We start from the raw sequence: 22,761 nt of genomic DNA, 5'->3' as shown, positions 1-22,761 counted from the left end.
TCGTTTCCCAACGCGACCCGACATGACGGCGCAATATCCTGACGCTAAGACGGGGTTATACGAACGAGAGGATGCGATGACGGCCCGCCCCGCGACAGTCCCTGCCATGCCTACCCTGGAAGAGTTGCAACACTGGACCTGGGTGATGGGCCGAGCGCAGCAGATGATGATGGAGGCCGCACTTTCGCCCCCGCCCGAGGGCATGCCGGTGGTGCCGGGCTTCAACGACCCCGCCACGATGGGCCGGGTCCGTGATTTCTGGTCCGATTCGATGAAGCTGTGGCAGCGATTCGTCGACCCCGCCGCCGAACCGAGCGTGGCTCCCAAGGCGGATCGCCGCTTCAAGGCCGAACAGTGGCAGTCGCCGCTCTTCGACTGGATCCGGCAAAGCTATCAGGTCATCTCAGACCATATGCTGCGCGGCGTCGAGGCGATCGAGGGCGTCGACCCGAAGCAGAAGGAGCAGATCCGCTTCGCCGCGCAAGGTTTCATCGACGCGATGAGCCCGACCAACTTCCCCGCGACCAACCCCGAAGTGCTCGACCGGATCGTCGAGACGCGCGGCGAGAATCTGTTGAAGGGCTTGCAGAACATGCTCGCCGACATGGGTCGCGGGCAGCTGACGCACAGCGATTCGCGCGCCTTCGAGGTTGGGCGCAACCTGGCCGCGACGCCGGGCAAGGTGGTGAAGCGCACCGACCTGTACGAGCTGATCCATTATACCCCGACCACCCAACAGGTGGCGGCGGTGCCGATCGTAATCTTTCCGCCCTGGATCAACCGCTTCTACATCCTCGACCTCGCGCCCGAGAAAAGCCTGATCAAATGGCTGGTCGACCAGGGGTTCAGCGTCTTCATGGTGTCGTGGAAGTCGGCCGACGCGACGATGAAGGACGTGATCTGGGACGATTATGTCGCGGCGCAGGTCGATGCGATCGATACGGTGCGCGAGCTGTTGTCGGTCGAGGCGGTACACAGCGTCGGTTATTGCGTGGCCGGCACGACGCTGGCCGCGACGCTCGCCTATCTCTCCGCGAAGGGCGAGGCGGCGAAGGTCGCCAGCGCCACCTTCTTCACCGCGCAGGTCGATTTCTCCAAGGCGGGCGAGCTGCTGCACTTCGTCGATGACGAGCAGTTGAAGCTGATCGCGTCCCTGTCGCCCGAGGGGTATCTGGACGGGCGCTATCTGGCGATGACGTTCAACCTGCTGCGCGGGCGCGACCTGATCTGGAATTACGTCACCAACAACTATCTGCTGGGGCGCGATTATGTGCCGTTCGACCTGCTCCACTGGAATGGCGACGTCACCAACCTGCCCGCCAAATGGCATCTGAGCTATCTGACCGATCTTTACCGCGACAACATGCTGGTGAAGCCCGGCGCGATGGCGGTGGCGGGCGTGCCGCTCGACCTGACGAAGGTCGCCACCCCCGCCTATGTCCAGGCGGGGCGCGAGGATCATATCGCGCCGCCCGAAAGCGTATGGAAGATCACCGAGGCGTTCACCGGCCCCTTGCGCTTCGTGCTGGCGGGATCGGGGCATATCGCGGGCGTGGTCAACCCGCCCGCCTCGGGCAAATATCAATATTGGACCAATGACCAGCCCGCCGCGACGCTGACCGAGTTCGTCGCGGGCGCGACCGAGACCAAGGGCAGCTGGTGGCCCGACTGGGCTGGCTGGCTGCGCCAGCGCGACTCGACCACTGTCGCGGTCACGGGTGCGCGGGTGCCGGGCGAAGGCGCACTTCCCGCCCTCGACGAAGCGCCCGGACGCTACGTCAGACAGCGTTAGTTTCGGTTTTGCTGCACCGCACAATAGACTTGATTTCGACAGTCCGAATCGCTATTGTGCAGCGCAACAAATCGGGAGAGTGTTCTTGGACAAGACCAAGCCGACCGTCCCCGCCGCGAAGTCGGCGGCCAAGCCTCGTCGCAGCGCCAAACCGGCCGCCGCGAAGACGTTGCCCGGTCTTCCTTCCGATCCCCCGTTCGATGCCAAGCCTGCGGCGGCGGCGCCCGTTGCCAAGACGGCGCCCGCGAACACCGGCCTGCCGCTGACCTCTCCGGCCAAGACTGCCGAGAAGACCGTCGCGCCGGTGGTCGCCGCGCCCGTCGCTGTCGCCCCGGTGATCGCCAAGGTGGCGAAGCCCGCTCCGGCTGCATCGGTCGCCGAGGCTCCCGCTCCGGTGGCCACGCCGGTCAAGGTGCCGGTCGAAGCGGCCAAGCCTGCCGAGGCCAAGCCGGAACCGGCAGCGCCCATCCTTTCTTCCCCGACCGCCGCGGTTTCGGCGGACTCAAAGCCCAAGGACACCATCATGGAAGCCACGAGCACCATCGAAAACGCCGCCAAGGACACCGCCGCCAAGACCCAGGCGATGTTCGGCGAAGCCCAGGCCCGCACCCAGGCCAGCATGGAAAAGAGCGCCAAGCTGTTCGAAGACATGATCGCCTTCAACAAGGAAAACCTGGAAGCGGTCGTCGAATCGTCGAAGATCGCCGCCAAGGGCGCCGAGACGCTGGGTCAGGGCGCGGCCGACTATGCCAAGCGTTCGTTCGAGCAGGTCAGCCAGGTCATGCAGACCCTGTCGCAGGTCAAGTCGCCGACCGAGTTCATGAAGCTGCAGTCGGACTTCGCCCGTTCGAGCTTCGACTCGATGGTCGCCGAGACCTCGCGCTCGACCGAGCACATGATGAAGCTGGCTGGCGAGATCGCCCAGCCGCTCAGCAACCGCCTGGCGGTCGCGGCCGAGAAGATGAAGACCGTCGCGTAATTCGCTGACGCTTTCCTTCGCGGGAATGAAGGGGCGGTCACTTCGGTGGCCGCCCTTTTTCGTTTGGGGAGATGCGGCGCGTAAATCGCCCGTGGCTTACCCTCCCCCATCCCCTCCCGCCTGCGGGAGGGGAGCGGCAAGATCAAAGGGTTCGATCAATCCGTGAACGCAGTCCTTGGCACGCCCCCCCCGCAAGCGGGAGGGGATGGGGGAGGGCAAGGTGTCTCACCGAGACCAACACCCCACTAGCGCCCCAAGCCCACACCCCCTACATTCCCCCTCATGTCGTTCTTCGGCCGCTTCTCCCCCGTCCGCGCGATCCGCGACCTGCGGCTCTTCCTGTCGCAGCGCCAGCCCTATGAACTGGTCTTCCTGATGATCGCGGTCGGGATCACCGGCTTCTTCATCTATGCCTTCGCGCGCGACGATTATGTGCCGGTGCCGTACAAGCCCGACATCATCTATGTCGAACAATGGCGCGCCGACCGCAGCGAAGCGGAGATTCTGGCGCAGCAGAAGATCGACTATGTGAAGAAGAAGCAGCGGCTGGCCGAGGAAAAGGCCGCCAACGATCAGCGACAGGCCGAATTCAAGAAGGTCGACGATGCGCTGAGCAAGTGGGGCATCTGATCGATCGTCGCTGGATGGGGGCGGCACTGGCGCTGGCGGATCGCGGCGTCGGGCGGACCGCGCCCAATCCCAATGTCGGATGCGTGCTCGTCCGCGACGATCGCGTGGTCGGGCGCGGCTGGACGCAAGCAGGCGGCCGTCCCCATGCGGAGGCGATGGCGCTGGCCGAGGCGGGCGAGGCGGCGCGCGGTGCCACCGCCTATGTCACGCTGGAGCCGTGCGCGCATGTCTCGCAGCGTGGCCCTGCCTGCACCGACCTGCTGATCGCCCACCGGGTCGCGCGGATCGTCGCGGCGATGGGCGATCCCGATCCGCGCACCGATGGCGCAGGCTTCGCCCGCGCCCGCGCCGCCGGGATTATGGTCACGACCGGCGTGCGCGAGGCCGAAGCGCGCACGATGGTCGCGGGTTTCCTGACCCGCCGGGCGAAGGGTCGCCCCTTCGTCACGCTGAAACTTGCCACCTCGCTCGACGGGAAGATCGCCCGTCCCGATGGTGAGAGCCGCTGGATCACCGGGCCGGAAGCCCGCGCCCATACCCATTTGGAGCGCAGCCGCCACGAAGCGATCCTCGTCGGGCGCGGCACGCTGGAAGCGGATTCGCCCAGGCTGGATGTCCGCCTGCCCGGCCTCGGGTCGCACAGCCCGCGCCGTATCCTGCTTTCGCGCACGCCCGAGGCGGGCTGGGAAACCATCCCCTCCCCCGCCGCCATCGCCGATCTGGCGGGCGTCGACCGGCTGATGGTCGAGGGGGGGGCACAGACCGCCTCCGCCTTCCTGGCCGGGGATCGGGTCGACCGGCTGCTCCTCTATCGCGCACCCATCCTGATCGGTCAGGGGCGCGCGGCGCTGGGCGATATCGGCCTCACCCGCCTGGCCGAGGCGCATGGCCGCTGGCGGCTGGCCGATTCACGGATGCTTGGCAGCGACCGGTTGGAGGTCTACGAGCGCGACTGATATGTTTACCGGGATCGTCACCGACATCGGCTCCGTCACCAGCGTGGAAACGCGCGGTGACACGCGGGTCGTCATCGCCACCGCCTATGATACAGGCACCATCGACCTGGGCGCGTCGATCGCCTGTTCGGGCGTCTGCCTGACCGTGGTCGAGAAAGGCCCCGACTGGTTCGCCGTCGATGTCTCGGCCGAGACGATCGGGCGCACCGCCGACCAGTGGGCAACCGGCCAGCGGCTGAACCTGGAACGCGCGATGAAGCTGGGCGACGAGCTGGGCGGGCATATCGTCACCGGCCATGTCGACGGCGTCGGCACTGTGGTTTCGGTGGCCGAGGAAGGCGGATCGCACCGTGTCTTCGTGTCCGTGCCCGCCGACCTCGCGCCCTTCATGGCGACCAAGGGATCGGTGACGGTCGACGGCGTCTCGCTGACCGTCAACAGCGTCGAGGACACCGAAACCGGCACCGTCTTCGGCCTGAACATCATCCCCCACACCGCCGCCGTCACCACGCTGGGCGGCATTGCGGCGGGCCAGCGCGTCAATATCGAGATCGACGTGCTCGCCCGTTACCTGCAGCGCATGGAGCATTATCGTGGCCGCTAATCCCGACGCCCTGGCCGGTCTGCGGCGCGGGTTTCTCTCCAGCCCCGAAGAGATCATCGACGAGGCGCGCAACGGCCGCATGTTCATCCTGGTCGATGACGAGGACCGCGAGAATGAGGGCGATCTGGTCATTCCGGCGCAGATGGCGACGCCGGAAAAGGTCAACTTCATGGCGCGGCACGGACGCGGGCTGATCTGCCTCGCCATGACGCGCGAGCGGGTCGACACGCTCGGCCTGCCGCTGATGAGCCCGAAGAACGGGACGCGGCACGAAACCGCCTTCACCATCTCGATCGAAGCGCGCGAGGGTGTCACCACCGGCATTTCCGCCGCCGACCGTGCGCGGACCATCGCGGTCGCGATCGACGCGTCGCAGGGTCCCGACTCGCTGGTGACGCCGGGCCATGTCTTCCCGCTGGTCGCGCGCGACGGCGGCGTGCTGGTGCGCGCAGGGCACACCGAGGCGGCGGTCGATGTCGCGCGGCTGGCGGGCCTCAACCCCTCGGGCGTGATCTGCGAGATCATGAACGAGGACGGCACGATGGCGCGGATGGACGACCTGGTGTCCTTCGCGCAGCTCCACAATCTGAAGATCGGCACGATCCGCGACCTGATCGCCTATCGCCGCCGCTACGACCATCTGGTCGAGCTGCAGTCCGAGGCCACGTTCGAAAGCGAATGGGGCGGCACCTGGACCGCGCGCGCCTATCGCAACAAGGCGACCGGCACCGAGCAGGTGGCGCTGGTCAAGGGCAAGCTCGACACCGACCAGCCGGTGCTGGTGCGGATGCACGCGCTGTCGCCCTTTGCCGACGTGTTCGGCGAGGCGGGCGCACGTGGCGCGCTGCTCGCCAAGTCGATGCGGATGATCGCCGAGGAAGGCTCGGGCGTGATCGTCGTCATCAACCGCCCGCGCACCGACGCCTTCACCACCGCCGTTCGCCTGAAAGCGGGCGAAGAGGTGCAGATCGATATGGAGGAACTGCGCGATTACGGCGTCGGCGCGATGATCCTGGCCGAACTGGGCGTGCAGGACATGGTGCTGCTGACCAACACCCATCACACGCTGATCGGCCTCGACGGCTATGGCCTGTCGATCGTCGGCGAACGTCGTATCGAAAATGCTGAGGGAGACGCCTGATGGCGCATGTGTTGATCGTCGAGGCGCGCTTCTACGAGCATCTGAACGACCTGCTGCTGGCGGGCGCGCGCGCCGCGATCGAGGAAGCGGGCCACAGCCATGAGACGATTACCGTCCCCGGCGCGTTGGAAATCCCCGGCGCGGTGGCGATGGCGGCGGATACGGGGCGCTACGACGCGTTCGTCGCGATCGGCGTGGTGATCCGCGGCGAGACCTATCATTTCGAGATCGTCTCGAACGAAAGCGCGCGCGGGCTGATGGCGCTGACCATGGACGGGCTGCCTATCGGCAACGGCATCATCACCACCGAGAACGAGGCGCAGGCCCTGACCCGCGCCAAGCCCGACGAAAAGAACAAGGGCGGCGAGGCGGCCAAGGCGGCGCTCGCCATGCTGGCGCTGAAGGGCCGGTTCGGGTGACAAGCCCGGTCCTCCAGACCGAGCGGTTGACCTTGCGGCTTCCCTCGGCGGAGGATTTCGAGGCCTGGGCGGCGTTCCACGCCGAAGAGGACACGATGCGCTTCCTGGGCGGCGTGCAGGCGCGCGGGGCGGCGTGGCGCAACCTTTGCACCATGGTCGGCGCGTGGAGCGTGCGCGGTTTCGCCATGTTCTCGGTGATCGAACGCGATACCGGGCGCTGGGTCGGCCGCATCGGCCCGTGGCAGCCCGAGGGGTGGCCGGGGCGCGAGGTCGGCTGGGGCGTGGCGCGCGCATTCGCCGGGCGCGGCTATGCCCATGAAGCGGCGGTGGCGGCGATGGACTATGCGGTCGATGTGCTGGGCTGGGATCATGTCATCCACACCATCGACCCGGACAATACAGGCTCGATCAGGCTGGCGCAGCGGCTGGGTGCGGTGAACGAAGGGCCGGCAAGCCTGCCCGCACCGCTCGAGAGCTTCCGCGTCGATGCCTGGGGCCAGAGTGCCGAGCAGTGGCGTGCCCGGCGGGGAATGCGCCCGCAATGACCGACATGCCGCCCAGCCGCTTTCGCGTCGTCGAGCGGGGTCGGCGGCTGGAGGTGATCGACACCCAGGCGGGCAGGACACCGCCTGCCCACCGGACGCAGGGACCGCGCCCGATGGACGGCGGCAAGCCCCGGTTCATGCTGCCCGAGAAGATGCGCTTCGATGGCGGCGGTTCCTGGGCGACCGATAGTTTCTACGATGCGAAGGGACCGCGTACCGTGACGCTGGACACGGGCGCGATGCAGAAGCTGCGTTATGCGGGGGCTGGCCTGGTGGCGCTGGTGATCCTTTGGGCGCTGCTGGGCTTTGCTATTCCAATCCTGTGGGGTGCGCCGATGCTGCTGATCAATCCCAAGATGCGCGAGACGATACGAGACCAGACGACGCGCTTCATCGATGGGTTGGAGAGTGCCGGATAGCTTTAGCTCCGTTCAGGCTGAGCGGAGGTAGAGAAGAACGCCCCCCGCCATGGCGTCGCCTTGGCGGAGGCCGGGGTCCAGGTGCCTCTAATCCGGTTGCGCATGCGTCGCGCGCCCTCGACAGCGCATCTCAACTGGACCCCGGCCTTCGCCGGGGTGATGTGAAAAAGGTCAGGTGAGAAGGGCGGGATAAACTCCCGCCCCCCCATGGTCACGCCGACCGCGCGGCCTCGTCGAGCGTGGGGTAATCGATATACCCCTCCGGCCCCTGGCTGTACCAGGTCTTCATGTCGCTTTCGTTGAGCGGCGCATCGGTGCGCAGCCGCTCAGGGAGATCGGGATTCGCCAGGAAGGTCCGGCCGAACGCGATGCCGTCGGCGACACCCGAGTCGATCGCGGCCTGCGCCTTTTCGCGGCTGTCATAGTCGCTGTTGAGGATCAGCGGCCCCTGGAACACCTCGCGGATCTGCGGCGACAGCTTGGGCACGTCGCTTGCGCCATAGGTGCCGTCCGGCCCCAGTTCGCGCAGTTCGAGGAAGGCGATGCCCAGGTCCGACAGCATCCTGGCGGCGGGCACGAAGACCGAGGCGGGATCGCTGTCGTCCACGCCCTGGCTGTCGCCATTGGGCGAGAGGCGTACGGCCACGCGCTCCTTGCCCGCGACCGAAATCACCCGCTCGGCGATTTCGCGGAGCAGGCGGATGCGGTTTTCCGGCGCGCCGCCATATTCGTCCTCGCGATGGTTCGCCCCGTCGCGCAGGAATTCGTCGATCAGATAGCCGTTGGCGGCATGGATCTGCACCCCGTCGAACCCGGCAGCCAGCGCGTTGCGCGTCGCCCGTTCATAATCGTCGAGCAGGCGCGGGATTTCCGACAGTTCCAGCGGGCGCGCCGTCTCGAAATCCTTCTTGCCCTCGAAGGTATGCGCCTGCCCCTCGGTACGGGTGGCCGAGGACGACACCGGCTGCATCCCCGTGACCGAGCTGTGGACCTGGCGGCCCATGTGCCAGAGCTGCGCGACGATCCGGCCGCCCGCCTTGTGTACCGCCTCGGTCACCGGCTTCCACCCTTCGACCTGTTCGTCGGTCCACAGGCCCGGCGCATAGGGCCAGCCCAGCCCTTCGCGGCTGATGCCGGTGGCTTCGGAGATGATCAGGCCCGCGCTGGCACGCTGGGCATAATATTGCGCCATGATCGGGGTCGGCACCGCCTCACGCGTGGCACGGGCGCGGGTCAGCGGCGCCATGAGGATACGGTTGGGGGCGTGGATCGCCCCGAAATCGATGGGGTCGAAGAGCGTTGGCATCAAAATGCAATCCTTTTGCGGCCTTTCCGGCCTGACGCAACGCAGATAGGGCGTTAAGGGACCCGATGCCCGTGTCTCACCCCCCAAGAAAAAGTGAACAGACGCAAAGCGATGGTCTGTCGGACCGGGGCGGCCCCAAGGCGACGCCGCCGCTCGCCTTCGCTGCGGTCATCCTGGCCAATGTCGCGCTCGCCTTTGGCCCGCTGTTCGTGCGCATGGCCGATACCGGGCCGGTCGCCTCGGCCTTTTGGCGGATCACGCTGGCCGCCCCCATGCTGGCGCTGGTCGCATGGCTGGGTCGCGCGCGGCCACGGGCGCCGGGTGGGACCCAAGCTGGATTGTGGATGCTGTTGCTGGTCGGCGGGATCGCCTTTGCCGGGGATCTGGGCGCCTGGCATATCGGCATCCGCCAGACGACGATGGCCAATGCCACGCTGTTCGGCAATTCGGCGACCTTCATCTTTCCGCTCTATGGCTTTCTCGCGGCCCGCGCCTGGCCGTCGCGGGTGCAGGGGCTGGCGCTGCTCCTGGCGGCGCTGGGCGCGGGGCTGTTGATGGGGCGAAGCTATCAGGTCGATCCGCGCCATCTGGTCGGCGACCTGATGTGCGTGCTGGCGGGCGTGCTATATGCGCTCTACTTCATCCTGATGGCGCGGGTGCGGATCGCGATGCCGCCGATCCCCGCGCTCGCCTGGTCGACGGCCGCCAGCATCGCACCGCTGTTCCTCTTTGCGCTGGCGCTGGGCGAGCGGATATGGCCCGGACACTGGACCCCGCTGCTGCTGCTGGCGCTGGGGAGCCAGATCGTCGGCCAGGGGTTGATGATCTATGCGCTGGGGCTGCTCAGCCCGCTGGTCGTCGGGGTCGCGCTGCTGGTACAGCCGATCGTCGCGACGGCGATCGGCTGGGTGGTCTATGGCGAGACACTGGCGCTGCCCGACTGGGTCGGCGTCGCGATGGTCGCCGCCGCGCTGGTGCTGGTCCGGCGCGGATCGACGAGTAGGGCGGTTGCCAAGCCGAACGACAGGGACGACGGGTAAGATGATGACCGAGGCTGCCATGACCGATGTTCAGGACCTGACTCTCGACGAGGTGCGCGCGCTGCTGGCCGACGGCATCGCGTCCAATGCCGCGTTCGACGGCTGGGGCGACGATGCCCGCGACATGGCGGCGGATGCGGCGGGCGTCGACCGCGACATTGCGCGACTCGCCTTCAAGGACGGCCCGGTCGCGATGATCGATGCCTGGTTCGCGTCGATCGACCAGGCGATGGTCGAGGCCGTGCCCGCCGAACAGGCCGCGCAGATGAAGATCCGCCAGCGCATCACGGCACTGGTCGAGGCACGGCTGGCCGCCGTCGCTCCGAATCGCGAGGCGCTGCGCCGCGCGCTGACCATCCTTGCCATGCCGCAAAACGCCGCCAGCGGCGCGCGACTCGGCTGGCGCACGGTCGATGCGATCTGGGCGCAGGCGGGCGATACCGCGACCGATTACAACCACTATACCAAGCGGGCGACACTGTTCGCGGTCTATGGATCGACCATCGCGGTGTTCCTGAACGACGAGAGCGAGGATCACACCGATACCCGCGCGTTCCTGGCGCGACGGATCGAGGGGATCATGCGGTTCGAGAAGTGGAAGGCGGGCATGGCCAAGCGGGGCGAGAATATGCCCAGCCTGTCGCGGTTCATCGGGCGACTGCGATATCCGGCGGTTTGAGGGATTCCCTTGGCCTTCGACTTCGCTCAGGCTGAGCGGAGGTCGGGGAATGGGCTGGACACCAAACCCCGTTCAGGCTGAGCGAAGTCGAAGCCCACGCTCCGAACCCCCGCACCCATTTCATCAACAGGTAATTGATAATCAATCGCACCGGCGTTATGTAGTCCGCATGGCGATGCTCAGCAGTCTCGAAACCCTTCCCCGGCGGCAACCGGCGACCGTGGCCGCGATCGACTGGACCCAGCTGGCGCTGCCCGAGGCGCGCCGTCTGCGCGAACTGGGTTTCGACGAGGGCGTCGGTGTCGAGGTGCTGCACCGCGCGACCCTGGGCGGCGGGCCGATCGCCTGCCGGATCGGCCGGATGACCGTGGCGCTGCGTCGCCGGGTCGCCGCCTCGATCCGCGTCGCGACCGGCGCATGAGGTCCAACCGAACGTAATGAACGCCGCACCGCTGGTTGCGCTCGTCGGCAATCCCAATGCCGGCAAAAGCGCCCTGTTCAACGCGCTCACCGGCGCGCGCCAGAAGGTCGGCAATTATCCCGGCGTCACCGTCGAGCGCCATTCGGGCCGACTCGTGCTGGACGATGGTCGTCCGGTCGAGCTGGTCGACCTGCCCGGCGCCTATAGCCTTGATCCCGGCAGCCTGGACGAACAGGTCACGCGCAACGTCGTGATGGGGTCGCAGGCGGGCGAGCGCCGCCCCGACGCGCTGGTCGTCGTGGTGGACGCCGCCAATCTCGACAATCACTTGCGCTTCACGCTGCAGCTGATCGCGCTGGGCCTGCCGGTCGTGGTCGCGCTCAACATGGTCGACCTGGCCGAGCGTGACGGGCTGACGCTCGACGCCGATGTCCTGGCGCGCGAACTGGGCGTGACGGTGATCCCGACCGTCGCCGTCCGCCGTCGCGGACTGGATACGCTGAAGGCCGAGATCGACCGGCTGGTCAGCGAAGGCCATAGCCAGCCCGTCGCCGCCGCCGACCGGATCGACGACATCGTCACGTTGCAACGCCGCGCGCGCCAGATCGCCGCAAGCGCGACCGTGGCCGAGACGCCGACGCGCCGCTGGACGCACATGCTCGACTCGGTCGCGCTGCATCCCATTTTCGGGCCGATCCTGCTGGTCGGGCTGCTCTTCATCATGTTCCAGGCAGTCTTTTCCTGGTCGGAAGCCCCCATAAGCTGGATCGAGCAGGGCTTTGTCTGGCTGGAGGCGCAGGTCGGCGCCACGCTGCCCGAGGGCTGGTTCCGCAGCCTCATCACCGACGGCCTGATCGCCGGTGTCGGCGCGGTCCTCGTCTTCCTGCCGCAGATCCTGATCCTGTTCCTGTTCATCCTGGTGCTGGAGGCGACCGGCTATATGGTCCGTGCCGCCTTCCTGATGGACCGGCTGATGGCGCAGGTCGGGCTGTCGGGACGCGCCTTCATCCCGCTGCTCTCCTCCTTCGCCTGCGCCGTGCCGGGCATCATGGCGACCCGGACGATCGATGACGAGAAGGACCGGCTGACCACGATCCTGATCGCGCCGCTGATGACCTGTTCGGCGCGGCTGCCGGTCTACACCATCATCATCGGGGCGTTCATTCCCGACCGCCAGGTGCTGCCGTTCGTGGGGCTTCAGGGGCTGGTGCTGCTCGGCCTCTATCTGATGGGCATCGTCGGCGCGTTCGTCGCCGCGCTGCTGCTCCGCCGGACCGTCACCAAGGGCGCGTCGTCGGGCTTCATGATGGAGATGCCGAAATATCAGTGGCCGCAGATTCGCGACGTGGTGCTGGGCCTGTGGAGCCGGGCGCTGATCTTCCTGAAGCGCGCCGGGACCACCATCGCGCTGACCACCGTCATATTATGGGCGCTGCTGTCCTTCCCCAAGCCGCCGGAAGGATCGGGCATCTCGCCGGTCAATTATTCCATCGCGGGCCGCATCGCCAACGGGATCGAGGTCGCGGTGCGCCCGATCGGCTTCAACCGCGACATCGCGCTGGCCCTCGTCCCCGCCATGGCGGCGCGCGAGGTGGCGGTCGCGGCGATCGGCACCGTCTATGCCATCGACGATACCGAGCATGAGGGCGGGCAGAAGGCGATGACCGACAAGCTGAAGCGCAACTGGTCGCTGCCGACCGCGCTCGCCTTTCTGATGTGGTTCGTCTTCGCGCCGCAGTGCATCTCGACCATCGCGGTGACGCGCAGGGAAACCAACGGCTGGAAGTGGCCGGCCTTCATGGTGGGCTACCTTTTCGTGACCGCCTATGTCATGGCGGGTATCACATATTGGCTGGCCGTATTCGCCGGCCTCTAGGCAAGATACAGGACTGATACATGGCGGGCAGCGTCAACAAGGTGATTCTCGTCGGCAATCTGGGACGCGATCCCGAGAGCCGCTCCTTCCAGAATGGCGGCAAGGTGGTCGAGCTGCGCATCGCCACGTCCGAATCGTGGAAGGACCGCAACAGCGGAGAGCGCAAGGAAAAGACCGAGTGGCACACGGTCAAGATTTTCAACGAAGGTCTGGCCAATGTCGCCGAGCGTTTCCTGCGCAAGGGTTCCAAGGTCTATATCGAAGGCGCGCTGACCACCCGCAAGTGGCAGGACCAGCAGGGTAACGACCGTTACTCGACCGAGGTGACGCTGCAGGGCTTCAACTCGGTGCTGACCATGCTTGACGGTCCCGGCGGCGGTCAGGGTGGCGGCGGCCGCGGCGGCAGCGACTTTGGCGGCGGTGACGATTTCGGTGGCGGTGACTTCGGTGGCGGGTCGAGCGGTTTTGGCGGCGGGTCTTCGGGCGGCGGCTATGGCGGCGGAGCGCGCGGCGGCTCGGGTAATTCGGGCGGCGCGAGCCAGAGCGGGAACGGCGGCAATCGTGGCGGGTTCGGACAGGGCGGCGGCTTCGCCGACGATCTGGACGACGACGTTCCGTTCTGATCGGGCACGGTTTCCCCAAGGGGCGGAGATGGACAAGACGCCGGAAGGCGATGCGACGACCTGTCACGACGTGGGCGTAGGCGTGGCGGACACCCCCGCGCCCGCGTCCACGAGCAAGGCCGACCGCGCCGCCGTCATCCGCGCCTATGATCTGGCGGGCTATCGCGACAGCGGCCAGCTCGACGATCTGGCGGCCTTCGCCTCCGAATTGTGCGGCACCCCGATCGCGCTGGTCAGCGTGGTGGAGGAGGAAACCCAGCAATTCCTGGCGACGATCGGCATCGACGCCGATCAGACGCCGCGCGATACCTCCTTTTGCGCGCATGTGATGGTCGGGCGTGCCGAGACGATGGTCGTTCCCGACGCGCGCCGCGATGTGCGCTTTGCCGATTATTCGCTGGTCAAGGGGCCGCCGCATATCCGCTTCTATGCGGGTGCCCGGCTGCTTTCGCGCGAGGGCGTTCCGCTGGGCGCGATCTGCGTCATCTCGCCGGAACCCCGGCCCGAGGGGCTGACCGCGTTCCAGCGGCGCGGGCTGGAGGTGCTGGCCACCGCCGTCATGGGACGCTTGCATGACCGCCGCGTCCGGCGTGAGCATGAGCAGGCGGTCGAGGCCTCAGAGGCGCGCGTCGCCGACAGCGAGCAGCGGTTCCGCACCCTGGCCGACACCATGCCGCAAATGGTCTGGTCGACGCTGCCCGACGGCTTTCACGACTATTACAACGCCCGCTGGTATGACTTCACCGGCATGCCCGACGGCTCGACCGATGGCGAAGGCTGGAACGGGATGTTCCATGCCGACGACCAGGATCGAGCCTGGGCCCGGTGGCGGCACAGCCTGGCGACCGGCGAGCCCTATCAGATCGAATATCGGCTGCGGCACCGCGACGGCACCTATCGCTGGGTGCTGGGCCGCGCGCTGCCGATCCGCGATGCCGAGGGAAACATCACCCGCTGGTTCGGCACCTGCACCGATATCCACGAGCAGAAGCTGGCGCTGGAAGAGCGTGAGATCGTCAGCCAGGAGCTGAGCCACCGGATCAAGAACATCTTCGCGGTGATCTCCGGCCTGATCGCCTTTGCCGCGCGCAGCCATCCGGGCTTTGGCGGTATCGCCAGCGACCTGCGCGACCGGATCACCGCGCTGGGCCGCGCCCATGACTTCGTCCGCCCGCACAGCCCCCAGTCCCGCCCCAAGGCGCGGCAGGATTCGCTGCACGGTCTGCTCGGCGACCTGTTCGAGCCCTATCGCGGCGACCAAGATGGCGCGCGCATCCAGGTCATCGGCGACGACGTACCGGTCGACGACCGTTCGGCGACGCCGCTGGCGCTGCTGTTCCACGAACTGGCGACCAATGCCGCCAAATATGGCGCACTATCGATCCCGACCGGCCATGTCGAACTGGCCGTCCACCGCGCCGATAGCGAGATGGTGAAGCTTTTCTGGCAGGAGAAAGGCGGGCCGAAGCTGGAGGCGACGCCGGATCATAGCGGCTTCGGTTCGCAACTGGTCGAACTGTCGGCGGTCCGCCAATTGGGCGGAAAGGTTCGCCGCGACTGGCAGCGGGACGGTCTGGTCGTGACGATCGAGGTGCCACTGGCGGCGTTCAGCCGTCCGCCGGGCACGGGACCCTGCCGGTGACAGGGCTTGCTGGCGCGGGCGGCGCCAGCTCATGAATTACAGGGCGATGCCCAGGGGGATGACGTCTTCCGACGCGGCCTGTCCGGCCCCCGTCGCCAGTGCGGCGGCCGCGAGGATGGCACGTTCGCTGAACGGCTTGCGGATATAGCCCAGCGCCTCGATGCCGGTATCGATCTGTGACGGATTGGCGGTGACGAACACGATCTTGACGCCGTAATCCTTGGCGATGCGACGCGCGATTTCCGGCCCTGTCGCGCCGTCGCGCAGGTTGACGTCGACAAAGGCGAAGGTACAGCCCGGTGCGCATTCCATCGCGGAGCGGCTATCTGCCGCAATTCCGGCCACATTATAGCCGGCGTCGGTCAGAATGCGCTCCAGATCGAGGGCCACGAAAATCTCGTCTTCCACGATCAGGGCGGTTTGGCTCATGTCAAATTCCCGTCACTTTCCGGGTCAACACTCTTGATCCAGATAAAGTTCCGCTATTGTCATCATTTCACCGACGCAACAAAAACACGGCGTGTTCGGCCCGGAAGTTGGCCGCCGCCGCGCTGGTCGGTCGTCCGCGCGACAGGAACCAGCTGCCCTCCACCGTGATCCGCCGCTGGCGGACGAAGGCGCGGAAATCGTCGATCGTCACATGGTGGATATTGGGCGTGTCATACCATTGTTCGGGCAGCAGCGGCGTCACCGGCATCCGCCCGCCCCACAGCAGCGACATCCGCACCCGCCAATGCGCGAAATTGGGAAAGGACACGAAGGCGCGGCTACCGATGCGCAGCAGATGGTCGAGCACCTGGTCGGGCGCGCGCGCGGTCTGCAATGTCTGGCTGAGGATCGCATAGTCGAACCCCTTATCGGGATAGCCCGCCAGGTCGACATCGGCATCGCCCTGCACCACCGCCAGCCCGCGCCCCACTGCCGAGGCGACATTGGCCGGATCGATCTCCAGCCCGCGCGCATCCACCCCCGCCTCGTCGCGCAGCGCCGCCATCAGCTGCCCGTCGCCGCAGCCGACGTCGAGGACGCGCGCGCCCCGCGCGACATGCCGCGCGATGATCGCCAGGTCGGGGCGTAGCGCCTCGCTCATGGCTCGGCCCGCAGAAAGCCGTCGATCACCCGATTCATCTCGGGTGCCTCCAGCAGGAAGGCGTCGTGGCCATAGGGGCTGGACAGCTCGACAAAGCTCGCCGCCGCGCCCGCCGCGTTCAGCGCCTGGACCACGGCACGCGACTCGGCGGTGCGATAAAGCCAGTCGGTGTCGAAGCTGACGATGCAGAACCGGGTCTTCGTGCCCTGGAAGGCGTTGGCGAGCAGCCCGCCATGCTCCTCGGCCAGATCGAAATAATCGAGTGCGCGGGTGATGTAGAGGTACGAGTTGGCGTCGAACCGGTCGACGAAGCTCAATCCCTGGTGGCGCAGATAGCTCTCCACCTGGAAATCGGCATCGAAGCCGAAGCTCTTGGCGCCGTCCGGCCGGTCGGGCCGCGCCTGCAGCCGCCGCCCGAACTTCTCGGTCAGCCCGGCCTCGGACAGATAGGTGATATGCGCCGCCATCCGCGCGACCGCGAGGCCCGCGGCGGGGGGATCGTTCGCCTCGTAATAGGCGCCGCCGCGCCATTTCGGGTCGGCCATGATCGCCTGCCGCCCGACCTCATGGAACGCGATGTTCTGCGCCGAATGCCGCGCGGTCGACGCCACCATGACGCAGGCGCGCACCCGTTCGGGGAAGGTCGCGGCCCAGCTGATCGCCTGCATCCCCCCCATCGATCCGCCGACCACCGCCTTCAGCTGGCCGACGCCCAGATGGTCGAGCAGCATGGCTTGCGCGCGCACCATGTCGCGGATGGTGATGACGGGGAAACGCATCGCCCAGGGTTCGCCTGTCGAGGGGTCGATGGTCGCGGGGCCGGACGATCCCATGCAGCTGCCGATGACGTTCGAGCAGATGATGAAATGCCGCGCCGGGTCGATCGGCTTGCCCTCCCCCACCAGGCGCGTCCACCAACCGGGCTTGGCCGTCCGCGGATGGGGCGAGGCGACATGCTGGTCGCCGGTCAGCGCGTGACAGATCAGGATAGCGTTGGAGCCATCGGCGTTCAGCGTGCCATAGGTCTCGTACCCGATCTCGACCGGGGACAGCAGGCCACCACCGTCCAGCCGAAGCGGTCCGGGCAGCACGACATGGCGCGACAGACCGAAACGCTGGTCGTCGCCAAGGGTTTGCGTGGAAACGGAAGCGGCCATGGAGCGATATCCGCTAGGCCGCGATGCTTGGCAACGCAAGGGCGAGGCCGCTATGGCGGGTCCCATGACCGACCGCAAAGCTCCCGAACCGATCTCCTGGGTCCAGGCCATCGCGCCCTATGTCCCCGGCCGCGCGACGACCGATGACGGACGCAAGGTCATCAAATTGTCGGCCAATGAGAATCCGCTGGGCACCAGCGAAAAGGCGCGTGCCGCCTTCGCCGCCGCCGCCGCGCATCTGGAGCGTTATCCCGATGCGGGCGCGACCGCGCTGCGCGAGGCGATCGGCGCGGTGCATGGTCTCGACCCGGCGCGGATCATCTATGGCACCGGCTCGGACGAGATCCTGCATCTGGCGGCGGGCGCGTTCGCGGGGCCGGGCGACGAGATCATCCATGTCCGCTACGGCTTTGCGGTCTATGAGATCGCGACGCGGCGCGTCGGCGCGGAGCCGGTGGTGGTCGCCGATCACGACTATGCCACCGATGTCGACGCGATCCTGGCCGCCGTGACGGACAAGACGAAGGTCGTCTTCGTCGCCAACCCCAACAACCCCACCGGCACCTATGCGGGCGCGGGCGAGATCGCGCGGCTGCACGCTGGCTTGCCGAGCCATGTCCTGCTGGTCCTCGACCAGGCCTATGCCGAATATCTGGAGCCGGGCGAGGATGATGGCGGGCTGGCGCTGGCCGAGCAGGCGGGCAACGTGCTGGTGTCGCGCACCTTTTCCAAGATCCACGGCCTGGCCGCCGAGCGGATCGGCTGGGGCTATGCCGCCGCCCCCATTATCGACGCGCTCCACCGCATCCGCGCGCCGTTCAACGTCACCATCGCAGGGCAGAACGCCGCGATCGCGGCGATCCGCGACCGCGCCTTTGTCGAGGCGTCGCGCGCCCACAATGCCCGGTGGCTCGGCTGGTTCGAGGAGCAGATCGCGTCGCTGGGCAATGCGGGCCTGCGCTGCGTGCCGTCCAAGGCGAATTTCTCGCTGGTCCTGTTCGAGGGCCAGCTGACCGCCGAGCGCGCCTATCATGGCCTGATGGATGCCGGTTACATCGTCCGCTGGCTGCCCGGCCAGGGGCTGGGCCATGGCCTGCGCATCACCATCGGCACCGAGGATGAAGTGAAGGGCGTCGTCGCGGCGCTGCGGGCCATGGTGGACGCCGCATAATGCTGCCCTTCGCCCGGATCACCATCATCGGGCTCGGCCTGATCGGCTCCTCGGTCGCGCGGGCGACGCGCAAAGCCATGCCGACCGCGCGGATCACCGCCTATGACGCCGACCCGGCGGTGCGCGAGACGGTGCGCGCGCTCGACCTGGCCGATGACGTCGCCGACACGGCGGGGGCCAGCGTGATCGACGCCGACTTCGTGATCCTGTGCGTGCCGGTCGGCGCGATGGGCACGGTCGCCGCCGAGTTTGCCGACGACCTGCCCGGTGACGCCATCGTCTCCGACGTGGGTAGCTGCAAAGGCTCGGTGCTGGCCGCTCTCACCGAGGCGCTGCCCGGCGCGACGATCATCCCCGCCCACCCGGTGGCAGGCACCGAGCGCAGCGGGCCGGAGGCGGGCTTCGCCACCCTGTTCCAGAAGCGCTGGTGCATCGTCACACCCCCCGAAGGCGCGGACGCGCTGGCGGTCGAGCGAGTCGCGGAATTCTGGCGGCGGCTGGGCGCGGATGTCGAGCTGATGGCCCCCGACCATCACGACCGGGTGCTCGCCGTCACCAGCCATCTGCCGCACCTGATCGCCTATACCATCGTCGGCACCGCCAGCGACCTGGAGGAAGTGACCCAGTCGGAGGTCATCAAATATTCGGCGGGTGGCTTTCGTGACTTCACGCGCATCGCCGCGTCCGACCCGACCATGTGGCGGGACGTGTTCCTGACCAATCGCGAGGCGGTGCTGGAGATGCTCCAGCGCTTTTCCGAGGATCTGAGCCAGCTGCAACGCGCGATCCGCTGGGGCAAGGGCGACGAGCTGTTCGAGCTGTTCAGCCGCACCCGCACCATCCGCCGCTCGATCATCGACCAGGGCCAGGACGATGCGCGCGAGGATTTCGGGCGCAGCCACGAGGGCTGACGATCCTCCCCGGCACGGGGAGGGGGACCAGCGAAGCTGGTGGAGGGGGTTCACCGCGAGGGACGACCTGTGTGGAAGCCCCCCCTCCGTCAGGGCTTACGCCCTGACACCTCCCCGTGCCGGGGAGGATTCCAGCGCATTCATCGCGGCGTGGACCCGCGCCTCCGCTTCCGCGCGCGGCAGGCCGGGCGGGATCACCTCGCCGAAGCGCAGCGTCACCACGCCGGGCCGCTTCAGGCCCTTGCGCGGCCACACGATCCCCGAATCGGTCGCCACCGGCACCACCGGCAGGTTCAGCATCCGGTACAGCCCCGCAAATCCGGGTTTGAGCGGCGGCGTCTCGCCGGGCTTTACCCGCGTGCCTTCGGGGAAGATCATGATCGCCCGCCCCTGCTCGACCGCCACCTTGGCATCGCGCATCATGCCGCGCATCGCCTTGGCCGAGGCCGAGCGATCGACGACGATCGCGCCGTACTTGCGGACCGTCCATCCCCAGACCGGGATGTTGGCCAGCTCGCGCTTCAGCACCATGGCCGGGCCGTCCAGGATGCGTTGCAGCTCCATCGTCTCGAACATCGCCTGGTGCTTGGCCGGGTAGAGCGCGGGCGTCGTCGGCCGCGTCCCCTCCACCTTCACGCGGATGCCCAGGATCCAGCGCGTGCACAGCCGGTGGAAGGTCGTCCAGCCGGTCGCCCAGTGGACCACCGCATGGCGTCCCCCCACCGCCACCAGCGGCGACAGCAGCGCCATGATCGCCGATATCGGATAGAAGATCGCGACAAACACGATGTTGCGAAGAAGAATCACGCGCCAACCCCCGTCCAAAGCGCGACCCTGCGCAGGATCAGCTTGTTATACTCATTGACCAGGGTGCCGATGCGCGGCTCGGACGGCACGCCGTCGCCCAGCACCAGCACCTGTTTGCCGAGCGCGGCGGTCAGCTCCATCCTGGCGCGCGGCAGATGCCAGTCGGAGGTAACGAGCCGCACCGTGCGATAGCCGTGCTGGCGTACCCAGTTCACCGTCTCCTCGGCATTGGTACGGGTGTCCACCGCCTCGCCGCCCAGATCGATGCAGCAGGAAAACAACGCGGGCGAAGTGCGATAGGTACGCGCCAGATCGATCGGCCGCACGCCGGGCGCCACGCCGGTGACGAGCATCCGCTTGGCCTGATGCGCCTTCAACAGCGCGATGCCGCGGTCGATCCGCCCCGGCCCGCCGGTCGGCACCACGATCGCATCGGTGGTATTGTTCTCCAGCGGATGCGGCAGGGTCAGCATGAAGGCTGCGAACCCCAGGCACCAGGCGAGCGCCGCCAGACCGATCAGCCGCAGCATCTACAGCATCCGCCGCATCTGGCGCAGCACCGCCAGTCGTGCCGCCCCCACCGCCAGCACGACAAAGCCGAAGGGCAAGGCGATCAGCATCGCCATATCCCCCATCCCCAGCCGCATACCGCCCAGCAATTCCGAATCGAGCGCGCCCACCTGTCCCGCGATCAGCAGGATCGCTGCCCCGGCCATCACGCCGCCCGCCACCGCGCCGATCCCCGCGTCGAGCGCGATCCGCCGCTGGAACAGCCGCGCGACCTGCCGGTCGGTGGCGCCCAGCATATGGATGACCTCGATCGTGCCGCGATGCGCCTCCAGCCCGGCGCGCGCCGCCAGCATGACGACGGCGGTGGTCGCGACCAGCATCAGCAGGATGATCGCCCCCGCCAGCCACGCGGCGGTGTCGAGCAGCCGCCCGACCGGCCCCAGCCAGGTGGCATGGGCGTCGACCCGCGCCGCCGCGCTGGCCCGCGTCACCGCCTTGCGCACACGGGCGATGGCGGCCGCGTCGTCGCTGGTCAGGTCGACGTCGATCAGCGCCGGGACCGGCAGCCCCGCCGCCTCCGCATCGCTGCCCAGCCAGGGTTGCAGCATCCGCGCGAGATCCGCCTGCGCCACCGGCGTCGCCAGCGCGACGTCGGGCTGGGCGCGCAATACCCCCAGCACCTGTGCGGCGGCGGCGTCACGACGCTGCGCCTCGCCCTCGACGATCTGCACGGTCAGGCGACCCGCCATCTGCCGGTCGAGCGCTCCGGCGGCGCGCGCGGTCGCCAGCCCCGCCGCCCCGGCCAGCAGGGTCAGGAACAGCATGATCGCGATCACCCAGCTCATGACATGCGCGCCGCCGCCATCGTCCAGCGCCCGCGCCTCCGCGCCGGTTGCACGGGATTTACGCCCCTGCTTCACAAGCCGCTCCGCACGATCGTGGACGGCTTCGCCTCGGCACGGGGCGGCGAGGCGGGCGGAAGCGGATCGGGATCGACCAGACGCCCGCGCTCCAGATGCAGATGATGTGCCCCCGGCACCCGCTCGATCAGGTGCCAGTCATGCGTCGCCATCACGACGGTGGTGCCCAGCCGGTGGAGCGAATGGAACAGGTGCAGCAGCCGCTCGGCCATGGCTGGATCGACATTGCCCGTCGGCTCGTCCGCGACCAGCAGTTCGGGCCGCGCGATCACCGCGCGCGCGATCGCCACCCGCTGCTGTTCGCCGCCCGACAAAGTGGCGGGGCGTGCGGCCGCCCGTTCGGACAGGCCGATCCAGTTCAGCATCTCGCGCACCGCGCGCGCGACCTCCGACTCGGCCATGCCCGCGACGCGCAGGGGCAGCGCGATATTGTCCGCCGCCGACAGATGCGGGATCAACCGGAAATCCTGGAACACCACCCCGATCCGCCGCCGGAACCCGGGCAGGCGGTCGCGCGGCAGGATCACCGCATCCTCGCCGAACAGCCGGATGATGCCCCGGCTGGGCCGCTGCGACAGATAGAGCAGGCGCAGCAGCGAGGTCTTGCCCGCCCCGCTGGCCCCGGTCAGGAAATGGAATTGGCCCGAGCGCAGCGTGAAGCTGACGTCGCACAGGGTCTCTTCCCCGACGCCGTAGCGCAGGCCGACATTCTCGAACTGGACGATGTTCGCCATGCCTTCATGGCCTTGGCATGGGCGGGCGCGCGCTTCAAGTTCCGCGCTTCAATGCTTGCCACGCCTAGGGGCGGCGTGCTTACTGGATTATCGAAGGGGGCCTGACTGAATAGGGATGGCCCAGACCGTCCGTCGATCCGTCCTGTCCTGAAGTGCCCCATCGCATGATCCTCGAATGCCCTGAGTGCCGCACCCGCTATCTGGTGCCCGACAGTGCGATCGGGCTGGAGGGGCGAACCGTGCGCTGCGCCAATTGCCGGCACAGCTGGTTCCAGTCGCCGCCCGAGCCGGAGGGCGAGTCCGGGCTGCCGCTGTCCCCGATCGCGTCCCCGGCCGCGACGCCCGTCGAGGACATGGAGCCGCGCGTGGCCTTGGCCGAGCCGCCGCCT

The 22,761-nt window shown here is 67.8% G+C and carries 26 protein-coding genes; 18 read left to right on the top strand and 8 right to left on the bottom strand.

Annotated elements, in window-relative coordinates:
• Nucleotides 1-76: 76 nt before the first annotated feature.
• The 9 genes from BSZ14_RS10580 (at nucleotide 77) to BSZ14_RS10540 (ending at nucleotide 7,485) form a co-directional block, all read left to right on the top strand.
• The gene (locus tag BSZ14_RS10580; protein WP_076710890.1) at nucleotides 77-1,792 is read left to right on the top strand and encodes a PHA/PHB synthase family protein; all 1,716 of its coding nucleotides are present in this window, start codon (nucleotides 77-79) and stop codon (nucleotides 1,790-1,792) included.
• An 85-nt stretch (nucleotides 1,793-1,877) separates the two neighbouring features.
• On the top strand, nucleotides 1,878-2,771 hold the full coding sequence (phaP, locus tag BSZ14_RS10575) for a phasin family protein (RefSeq protein WP_076710889.1): 894 nt from the start codon (nucleotides 1,878-1,880) through the stop codon (nucleotides 2,769-2,771).
• A gap of 282 nt (nucleotides 2,772-3,053) precedes the next feature.
• Nucleotides 3,054-3,401, top strand: coding sequence for a hypothetical protein (locus BSZ14_RS10570; protein ID WP_076710888.1), 348 nt, complete (start codon nucleotides 3,054-3,056; stop codon nucleotides 3,399-3,401).
• A gap of 14 nt (nucleotides 3,402-3,415) precedes the next feature.
• The gene (ribD, locus tag BSZ14_RS10565; RefSeq protein ID WP_076710915.1) at nucleotides 3,416-4,357 is read left to right on the top strand and encodes a bifunctional diaminohydroxyphosphoribosylaminopyrimidine deaminase/5-amino-6-(5-phosphoribosylamino)uracil reductase RibD; all 942 of its coding nucleotides are present in this window, start codon (nucleotides 3,416-3,418) and stop codon (nucleotides 4,355-4,357) included.
• Nucleotide 4,358: 1 nt separating this feature from the next.
• The gene (locus tag BSZ14_RS10560; protein ID WP_076710887.1) at nucleotides 4,359-4,961 is read left to right on the top strand and encodes a riboflavin synthase; all 603 of its coding nucleotides are present in this window, start codon (nucleotides 4,359-4,361) and stop codon (nucleotides 4,959-4,961) included.
• Nucleotides 4,951-6,102, top strand: a complete 1,152-nt coding sequence (gene ribB, locus BSZ14_RS10555) for a 3,4-dihydroxy-2-butanone-4-phosphate synthase (RefSeq protein ID WP_042488211.1) — start codon at nucleotides 4,951-4,953, stop codon at nucleotides 6,100-6,102. The genes BSZ14_RS10560 and ribB overlap by 11 nt, the downstream gene beginning before the upstream one ends.
• Entirely contained in the window at nucleotides 6,102-6,521 is a 420-nt protein-coding gene (ribH, locus tag BSZ14_RS10550) for a 6,7-dimethyl-8-ribityllumazine synthase (protein WP_042488209.1), read from the top strand. The genes ribB and ribH overlap by 1 nt, the downstream gene beginning before the upstream one ends.
• On the top strand, nucleotides 6,518-7,066 hold the full coding sequence (locus BSZ14_RS10545) for a GNAT family N-acetyltransferase (protein ID WP_076710886.1): 549 nt from the start codon (nucleotides 6,518-6,520) through the stop codon (nucleotides 7,064-7,066). The genes ribH and BSZ14_RS10545 overlap by 4 nt, the downstream gene beginning before the upstream one ends.
• Nucleotides 7,063-7,485: a hypothetical protein gene (locus BSZ14_RS10540; RefSeq protein WP_076710885.1), complete on the top strand. Its 423-nt coding sequence runs from the start codon at nucleotides 7,063-7,065 to the stop codon at nucleotides 7,483-7,485. Before BSZ14_RS10545 ends, BSZ14_RS10540 begins: the two co-directional genes overlap by 4 nt.
• A 211-nt stretch (nucleotides 7,486-7,696) precedes the next feature.
• On the opposite strand, the gene BSZ14_RS10530 is transcribed toward BSZ14_RS10540, so the two are convergent.
• Nucleotides 7,697-8,791, bottom strand: coding sequence for an alkene reductase (locus BSZ14_RS10530; RefSeq protein ID WP_076710883.1), 1,095 nt, complete (start codon nucleotides 8,789-8,791; stop codon nucleotides 7,697-7,699).
• A 65-nt stretch (nucleotides 8,792-8,856) separates the two neighbouring features.
• Between BSZ14_RS10530 and BSZ14_RS10525 the strand changes: the two genes are divergently transcribed.
• From BSZ14_RS10525 to BSZ14_RS10500, 6 genes are all read left to right on the top strand, one after another.
• Nucleotides 8,857-9,831: a DMT family transporter gene (locus BSZ14_RS10525; RefSeq protein WP_076710882.1), complete on the top strand. Its 975-nt coding sequence runs from the start codon at nucleotides 8,857-8,859 to the stop codon at nucleotides 9,829-9,831.
• Nucleotides 9,832-9,850: 19 nt separating this feature from the next.
• On the top strand, nucleotides 9,851-10,510 hold the full coding sequence (locus tag BSZ14_RS10520) for a COQ9 family protein (protein WP_445190544.1): 660 nt from the start codon (nucleotides 9,851-9,853) through the stop codon (nucleotides 10,508-10,510).
• A 169-nt stretch (nucleotides 10,511-10,679) separates the two neighbouring features.
• Nucleotides 10,680-10,931 carry a FeoA family protein gene (locus BSZ14_RS10515; RefSeq protein WP_042488197.1) on the top strand — a complete coding sequence of 84 codons (252 nt, stop codon included), beginning with the start codon at nucleotides 10,680-10,682 and terminating at the stop codon, nucleotides 10,929-10,931.
• A 16-nt stretch (nucleotides 10,932-10,947) separates the two neighbouring features.
• On the top strand, nucleotides 10,948-12,807 hold the full coding sequence (feoB, locus tag BSZ14_RS10510; protein WP_076710881.1) for a ferrous iron transporter B: 1,860 nt from the start codon (nucleotides 10,948-10,950) through the stop codon (nucleotides 12,805-12,807).
• Nucleotides 12,808-12,827: 20 nt separating this feature from the next.
• Nucleotides 12,828-13,430, top strand: a complete 603-nt coding sequence (gene ssb / locus BSZ14_RS10505; RefSeq protein ID WP_042488192.1) for a single-stranded DNA-binding protein — start codon at nucleotides 12,828-12,830, stop codon at nucleotides 13,428-13,430.
• 28 nt (nucleotides 13,431-13,458) lie between these two features.
• Nucleotides 13,459-15,072 (top strand): sensor histidine kinase, encoded by a 1,614-nt coding sequence (locus BSZ14_RS10500; RefSeq protein ID WP_083748206.1) that lies wholly within the window; start codon nucleotides 13,459-13,461, stop codon nucleotides 15,070-15,072.
• A gap of 36 nt (nucleotides 15,073-15,108) precedes the next feature.
• Here BSZ14_RS10500 and BSZ14_RS10495 read toward each other — a convergent pair whose 3' ends face one another.
• From BSZ14_RS10495 to metX, 3 genes are all read right to left on the bottom strand, one after another.
• Entirely contained in the window at nucleotides 15,109-15,501 is a 393-nt protein-coding gene (locus tag BSZ14_RS10495; protein ID WP_076710880.1) for a response regulator, read from the bottom strand.
• A gap of 67 nt (nucleotides 15,502-15,568) precedes the next feature.
• Nucleotides 15,569-16,162, bottom strand: a complete 594-nt coding sequence (gene metW / locus BSZ14_RS10490) for a methionine biosynthesis protein MetW (protein WP_076710879.1) — start codon at nucleotides 16,160-16,162, stop codon at nucleotides 15,569-15,571.
• A complete protein-coding gene (gene metX, locus BSZ14_RS10485) occupies nucleotides 16,159-17,319 on the bottom strand; it encodes a homoserine O-acetyltransferase MetX (protein ID WP_076710878.1) in 1,161 nt (386 codons plus the stop codon). Before metX ends, metW begins: the two co-directional genes overlap by 4 nt.
• A 64-nt stretch (nucleotides 17,320-17,383) precedes the next feature.
• Between metX and hisC the strand changes: the two genes are divergently transcribed.
• Both hisC and BSZ14_RS10475 read left to right on the top strand, forming a co-directional pair.
• Nucleotides 17,384-18,490 carry a histidinol-phosphate transaminase gene (hisC, locus tag BSZ14_RS10480; protein ID WP_076710912.1) on the top strand — a complete coding sequence of 369 codons (1,107 nt, stop codon included), beginning with the start codon at nucleotides 17,384-17,386 and terminating at the stop codon, nucleotides 18,488-18,490.
• On the top strand, nucleotides 18,490-19,401 hold the full coding sequence (locus BSZ14_RS10475; protein ID WP_076710877.1) for a prephenate/arogenate dehydrogenase family protein: 912 nt from the start codon (nucleotides 18,490-18,492) through the stop codon (nucleotides 19,399-19,401). Before hisC ends, BSZ14_RS10475 begins: the two co-directional genes overlap by 1 nt.
• Nucleotides 19,402-19,497: 96 nt before the next feature.
• Here the strand turns inward: BSZ14_RS10475 and BSZ14_RS10470 are convergent, their stop codons facing one another.
• The 4 genes from BSZ14_RS10470 to ftsE are packed head-to-tail and all read right to left on the bottom strand — an operon-like array spanning nucleotide 19,498 to nucleotide 22,372.
• Nucleotides 19,498-20,208, bottom strand: coding sequence for a lysophospholipid acyltransferase family protein (locus tag BSZ14_RS10470; protein ID WP_089413627.1), 711 nt, complete (start codon nucleotides 20,206-20,208; stop codon nucleotides 19,498-19,500).
• Nucleotides 20,205-20,738: a YdcF family protein gene (locus BSZ14_RS10465; protein ID WP_042488177.1), complete on the bottom strand. Its 534-nt coding sequence runs from the start codon at nucleotides 20,736-20,738 to the stop codon at nucleotides 20,205-20,207. Before BSZ14_RS10465 ends, BSZ14_RS10470 begins: the two co-directional genes overlap by 4 nt.
• Nucleotides 20,739-21,638: a cell division protein FtsX gene (locus BSZ14_RS10460; protein WP_052811502.1), complete on the bottom strand. Its 900-nt coding sequence runs from the start codon at nucleotides 21,636-21,638 to the stop codon at nucleotides 20,739-20,741.
• Entirely contained in the window at nucleotides 21,635-22,372 is a 738-nt protein-coding gene (ftsE, locus tag BSZ14_RS10455) for a cell division ATP-binding protein FtsE (protein WP_076710876.1), read from the bottom strand. Before ftsE ends, BSZ14_RS10460 begins: the two co-directional genes overlap by 4 nt.
• A gap of 164 nt (nucleotides 22,373-22,536) precedes the next feature.
• Here ftsE and BSZ14_RS20035 point away from each other — a divergent pair.
• The coding region (locus tag BSZ14_RS20035) for an MJ0042-type zinc finger domain-containing protein (protein ID WP_241823723.1) at nucleotides 22,537-22,761 on the top strand (225 nt) is incomplete at its 3' end.

The sequence above is a fragment of the Sphingomonas sp. Sph1(2015) genome, assembly GCF_001970915.1.
Classification (GTDB): domain Bacteria; phylum Pseudomonadota; class Alphaproteobacteria; order Sphingomonadales; family Sphingomonadaceae; genus Sphingomonas; species Sphingomonas parapaucimobilis.
This window is presented reverse-complemented; position numbering and strand designations above follow the sequence as displayed.

Coding starts and splice junctions, on each gene's coding strand:
- BSZ14_RS10530 (WP_076710883.1), bottom strand. CDS start 8,791: ATGCCAACGCTCTTCGACCCCATCGATTTCGGGGCGATCCACGCCCCC.
- BSZ14_RS10465 (WP_042488177.1), bottom strand. CDS start 20,738: ATGCTGCGGCTGATCGGTCTGGCGGCGCTCGCCTGGTGCCTGGGGTTC.
- ribD (WP_076710915.1), top strand. CDS start 3,416: ATGGGGGCGGCACTGGCGCTGGCGGATCGCGGCGTCGGGCGGACCGCG.
- metW (WP_076710879.1), bottom strand. CDS start 16,162: ATGAGCGAGGCGCTACGCCCCGACCTGGCGATCATCGCGCGGCATGTC.
- metX (WP_076710878.1), bottom strand. CDS start 17,319: ATGGCCGCTTCCGTTTCCACGCAAACCCTTGGCGACGACCAGCGTTTC.
- feoB (WP_076710881.1), top strand. CDS start 10,948: ATGAACGCCGCACCGCTGGTTGCGCTCGTCGGCAATCCCAATGCCGGC.
- BSZ14_RS10475 (WP_076710877.1), top strand. CDS start 18,490: ATGCTGCCCTTCGCCCGGATCACCATCATCGGGCTCGGCCTGATCGGC.
- ribH (WP_042488209.1), top strand. CDS start 6,102: ATGGCGCATGTGTTGATCGTCGAGGCGCGCTTCTACGAGCATCTGAAC.
- BSZ14_RS10500 (WP_083748206.1), top strand. CDS start 13,459: ATGGACAAGACGCCGGAAGGCGATGCGACGACCTGTCACGACGTGGGC.
- BSZ14_RS10570 (WP_076710888.1), top strand. CDS start 3,054: ATGTCGTTCTTCGGCCGCTTCTCCCCCGTCCGCGCGATCCGCGACCTG.
- BSZ14_RS10520 (WP_445190544.1), top strand. CDS start 9,851: ATGACCGATGTTCAGGACCTGACTCTCGACGAGGTGCGCGCGCTGCTG.
- ssb (WP_042488192.1), top strand. CDS start 12,828: ATGGCGGGCAGCGTCAACAAGGTGATTCTCGTCGGCAATCTGGGACGC.
- BSZ14_RS10495 (WP_076710880.1), bottom strand. CDS start 15,501: ATGAGCCAAACCGCCCTGATCGTGGAAGACGAGATTTTCGTGGCCCTC.
- hisC (WP_076710912.1), top strand. CDS start 17,384: ATGACCGACCGCAAAGCTCCCGAACCGATCTCCTGGGTCCAGGCCATC.
- BSZ14_RS10525 (WP_076710882.1), top strand. CDS start 8,857: ATGCCCGTGTCTCACCCCCCAAGAAAAAGTGAACAGACGCAAAGCGAT.
- BSZ14_RS10560 (WP_076710887.1), top strand. CDS start 4,359: ATGTTTACCGGGATCGTCACCGACATCGGCTCCGTCACCAGCGTGGAA.
- BSZ14_RS10580 (WP_076710890.1), top strand. CDS start 77: ATGACGGCCCGCCCCGCGACAGTCCCTGCCATGCCTACCCTGGAAGAG.
- ftsE (WP_076710876.1), bottom strand. CDS start 22,372: ATGGCGAACATCGTCCAGTTCGAGAATGTCGGCCTGCGCTACGGCGTC.
- BSZ14_RS10540 (WP_076710885.1), top strand. CDS start 7,063: ATGACCGACATGCCGCCCAGCCGCTTTCGCGTCGTCGAGCGGGGTCGG.
- BSZ14_RS10515 (WP_042488197.1), top strand. CDS start 10,680: ATGGCGATGCTCAGCAGTCTCGAAACCCTTCCCCGGCGGCAACCGGCG.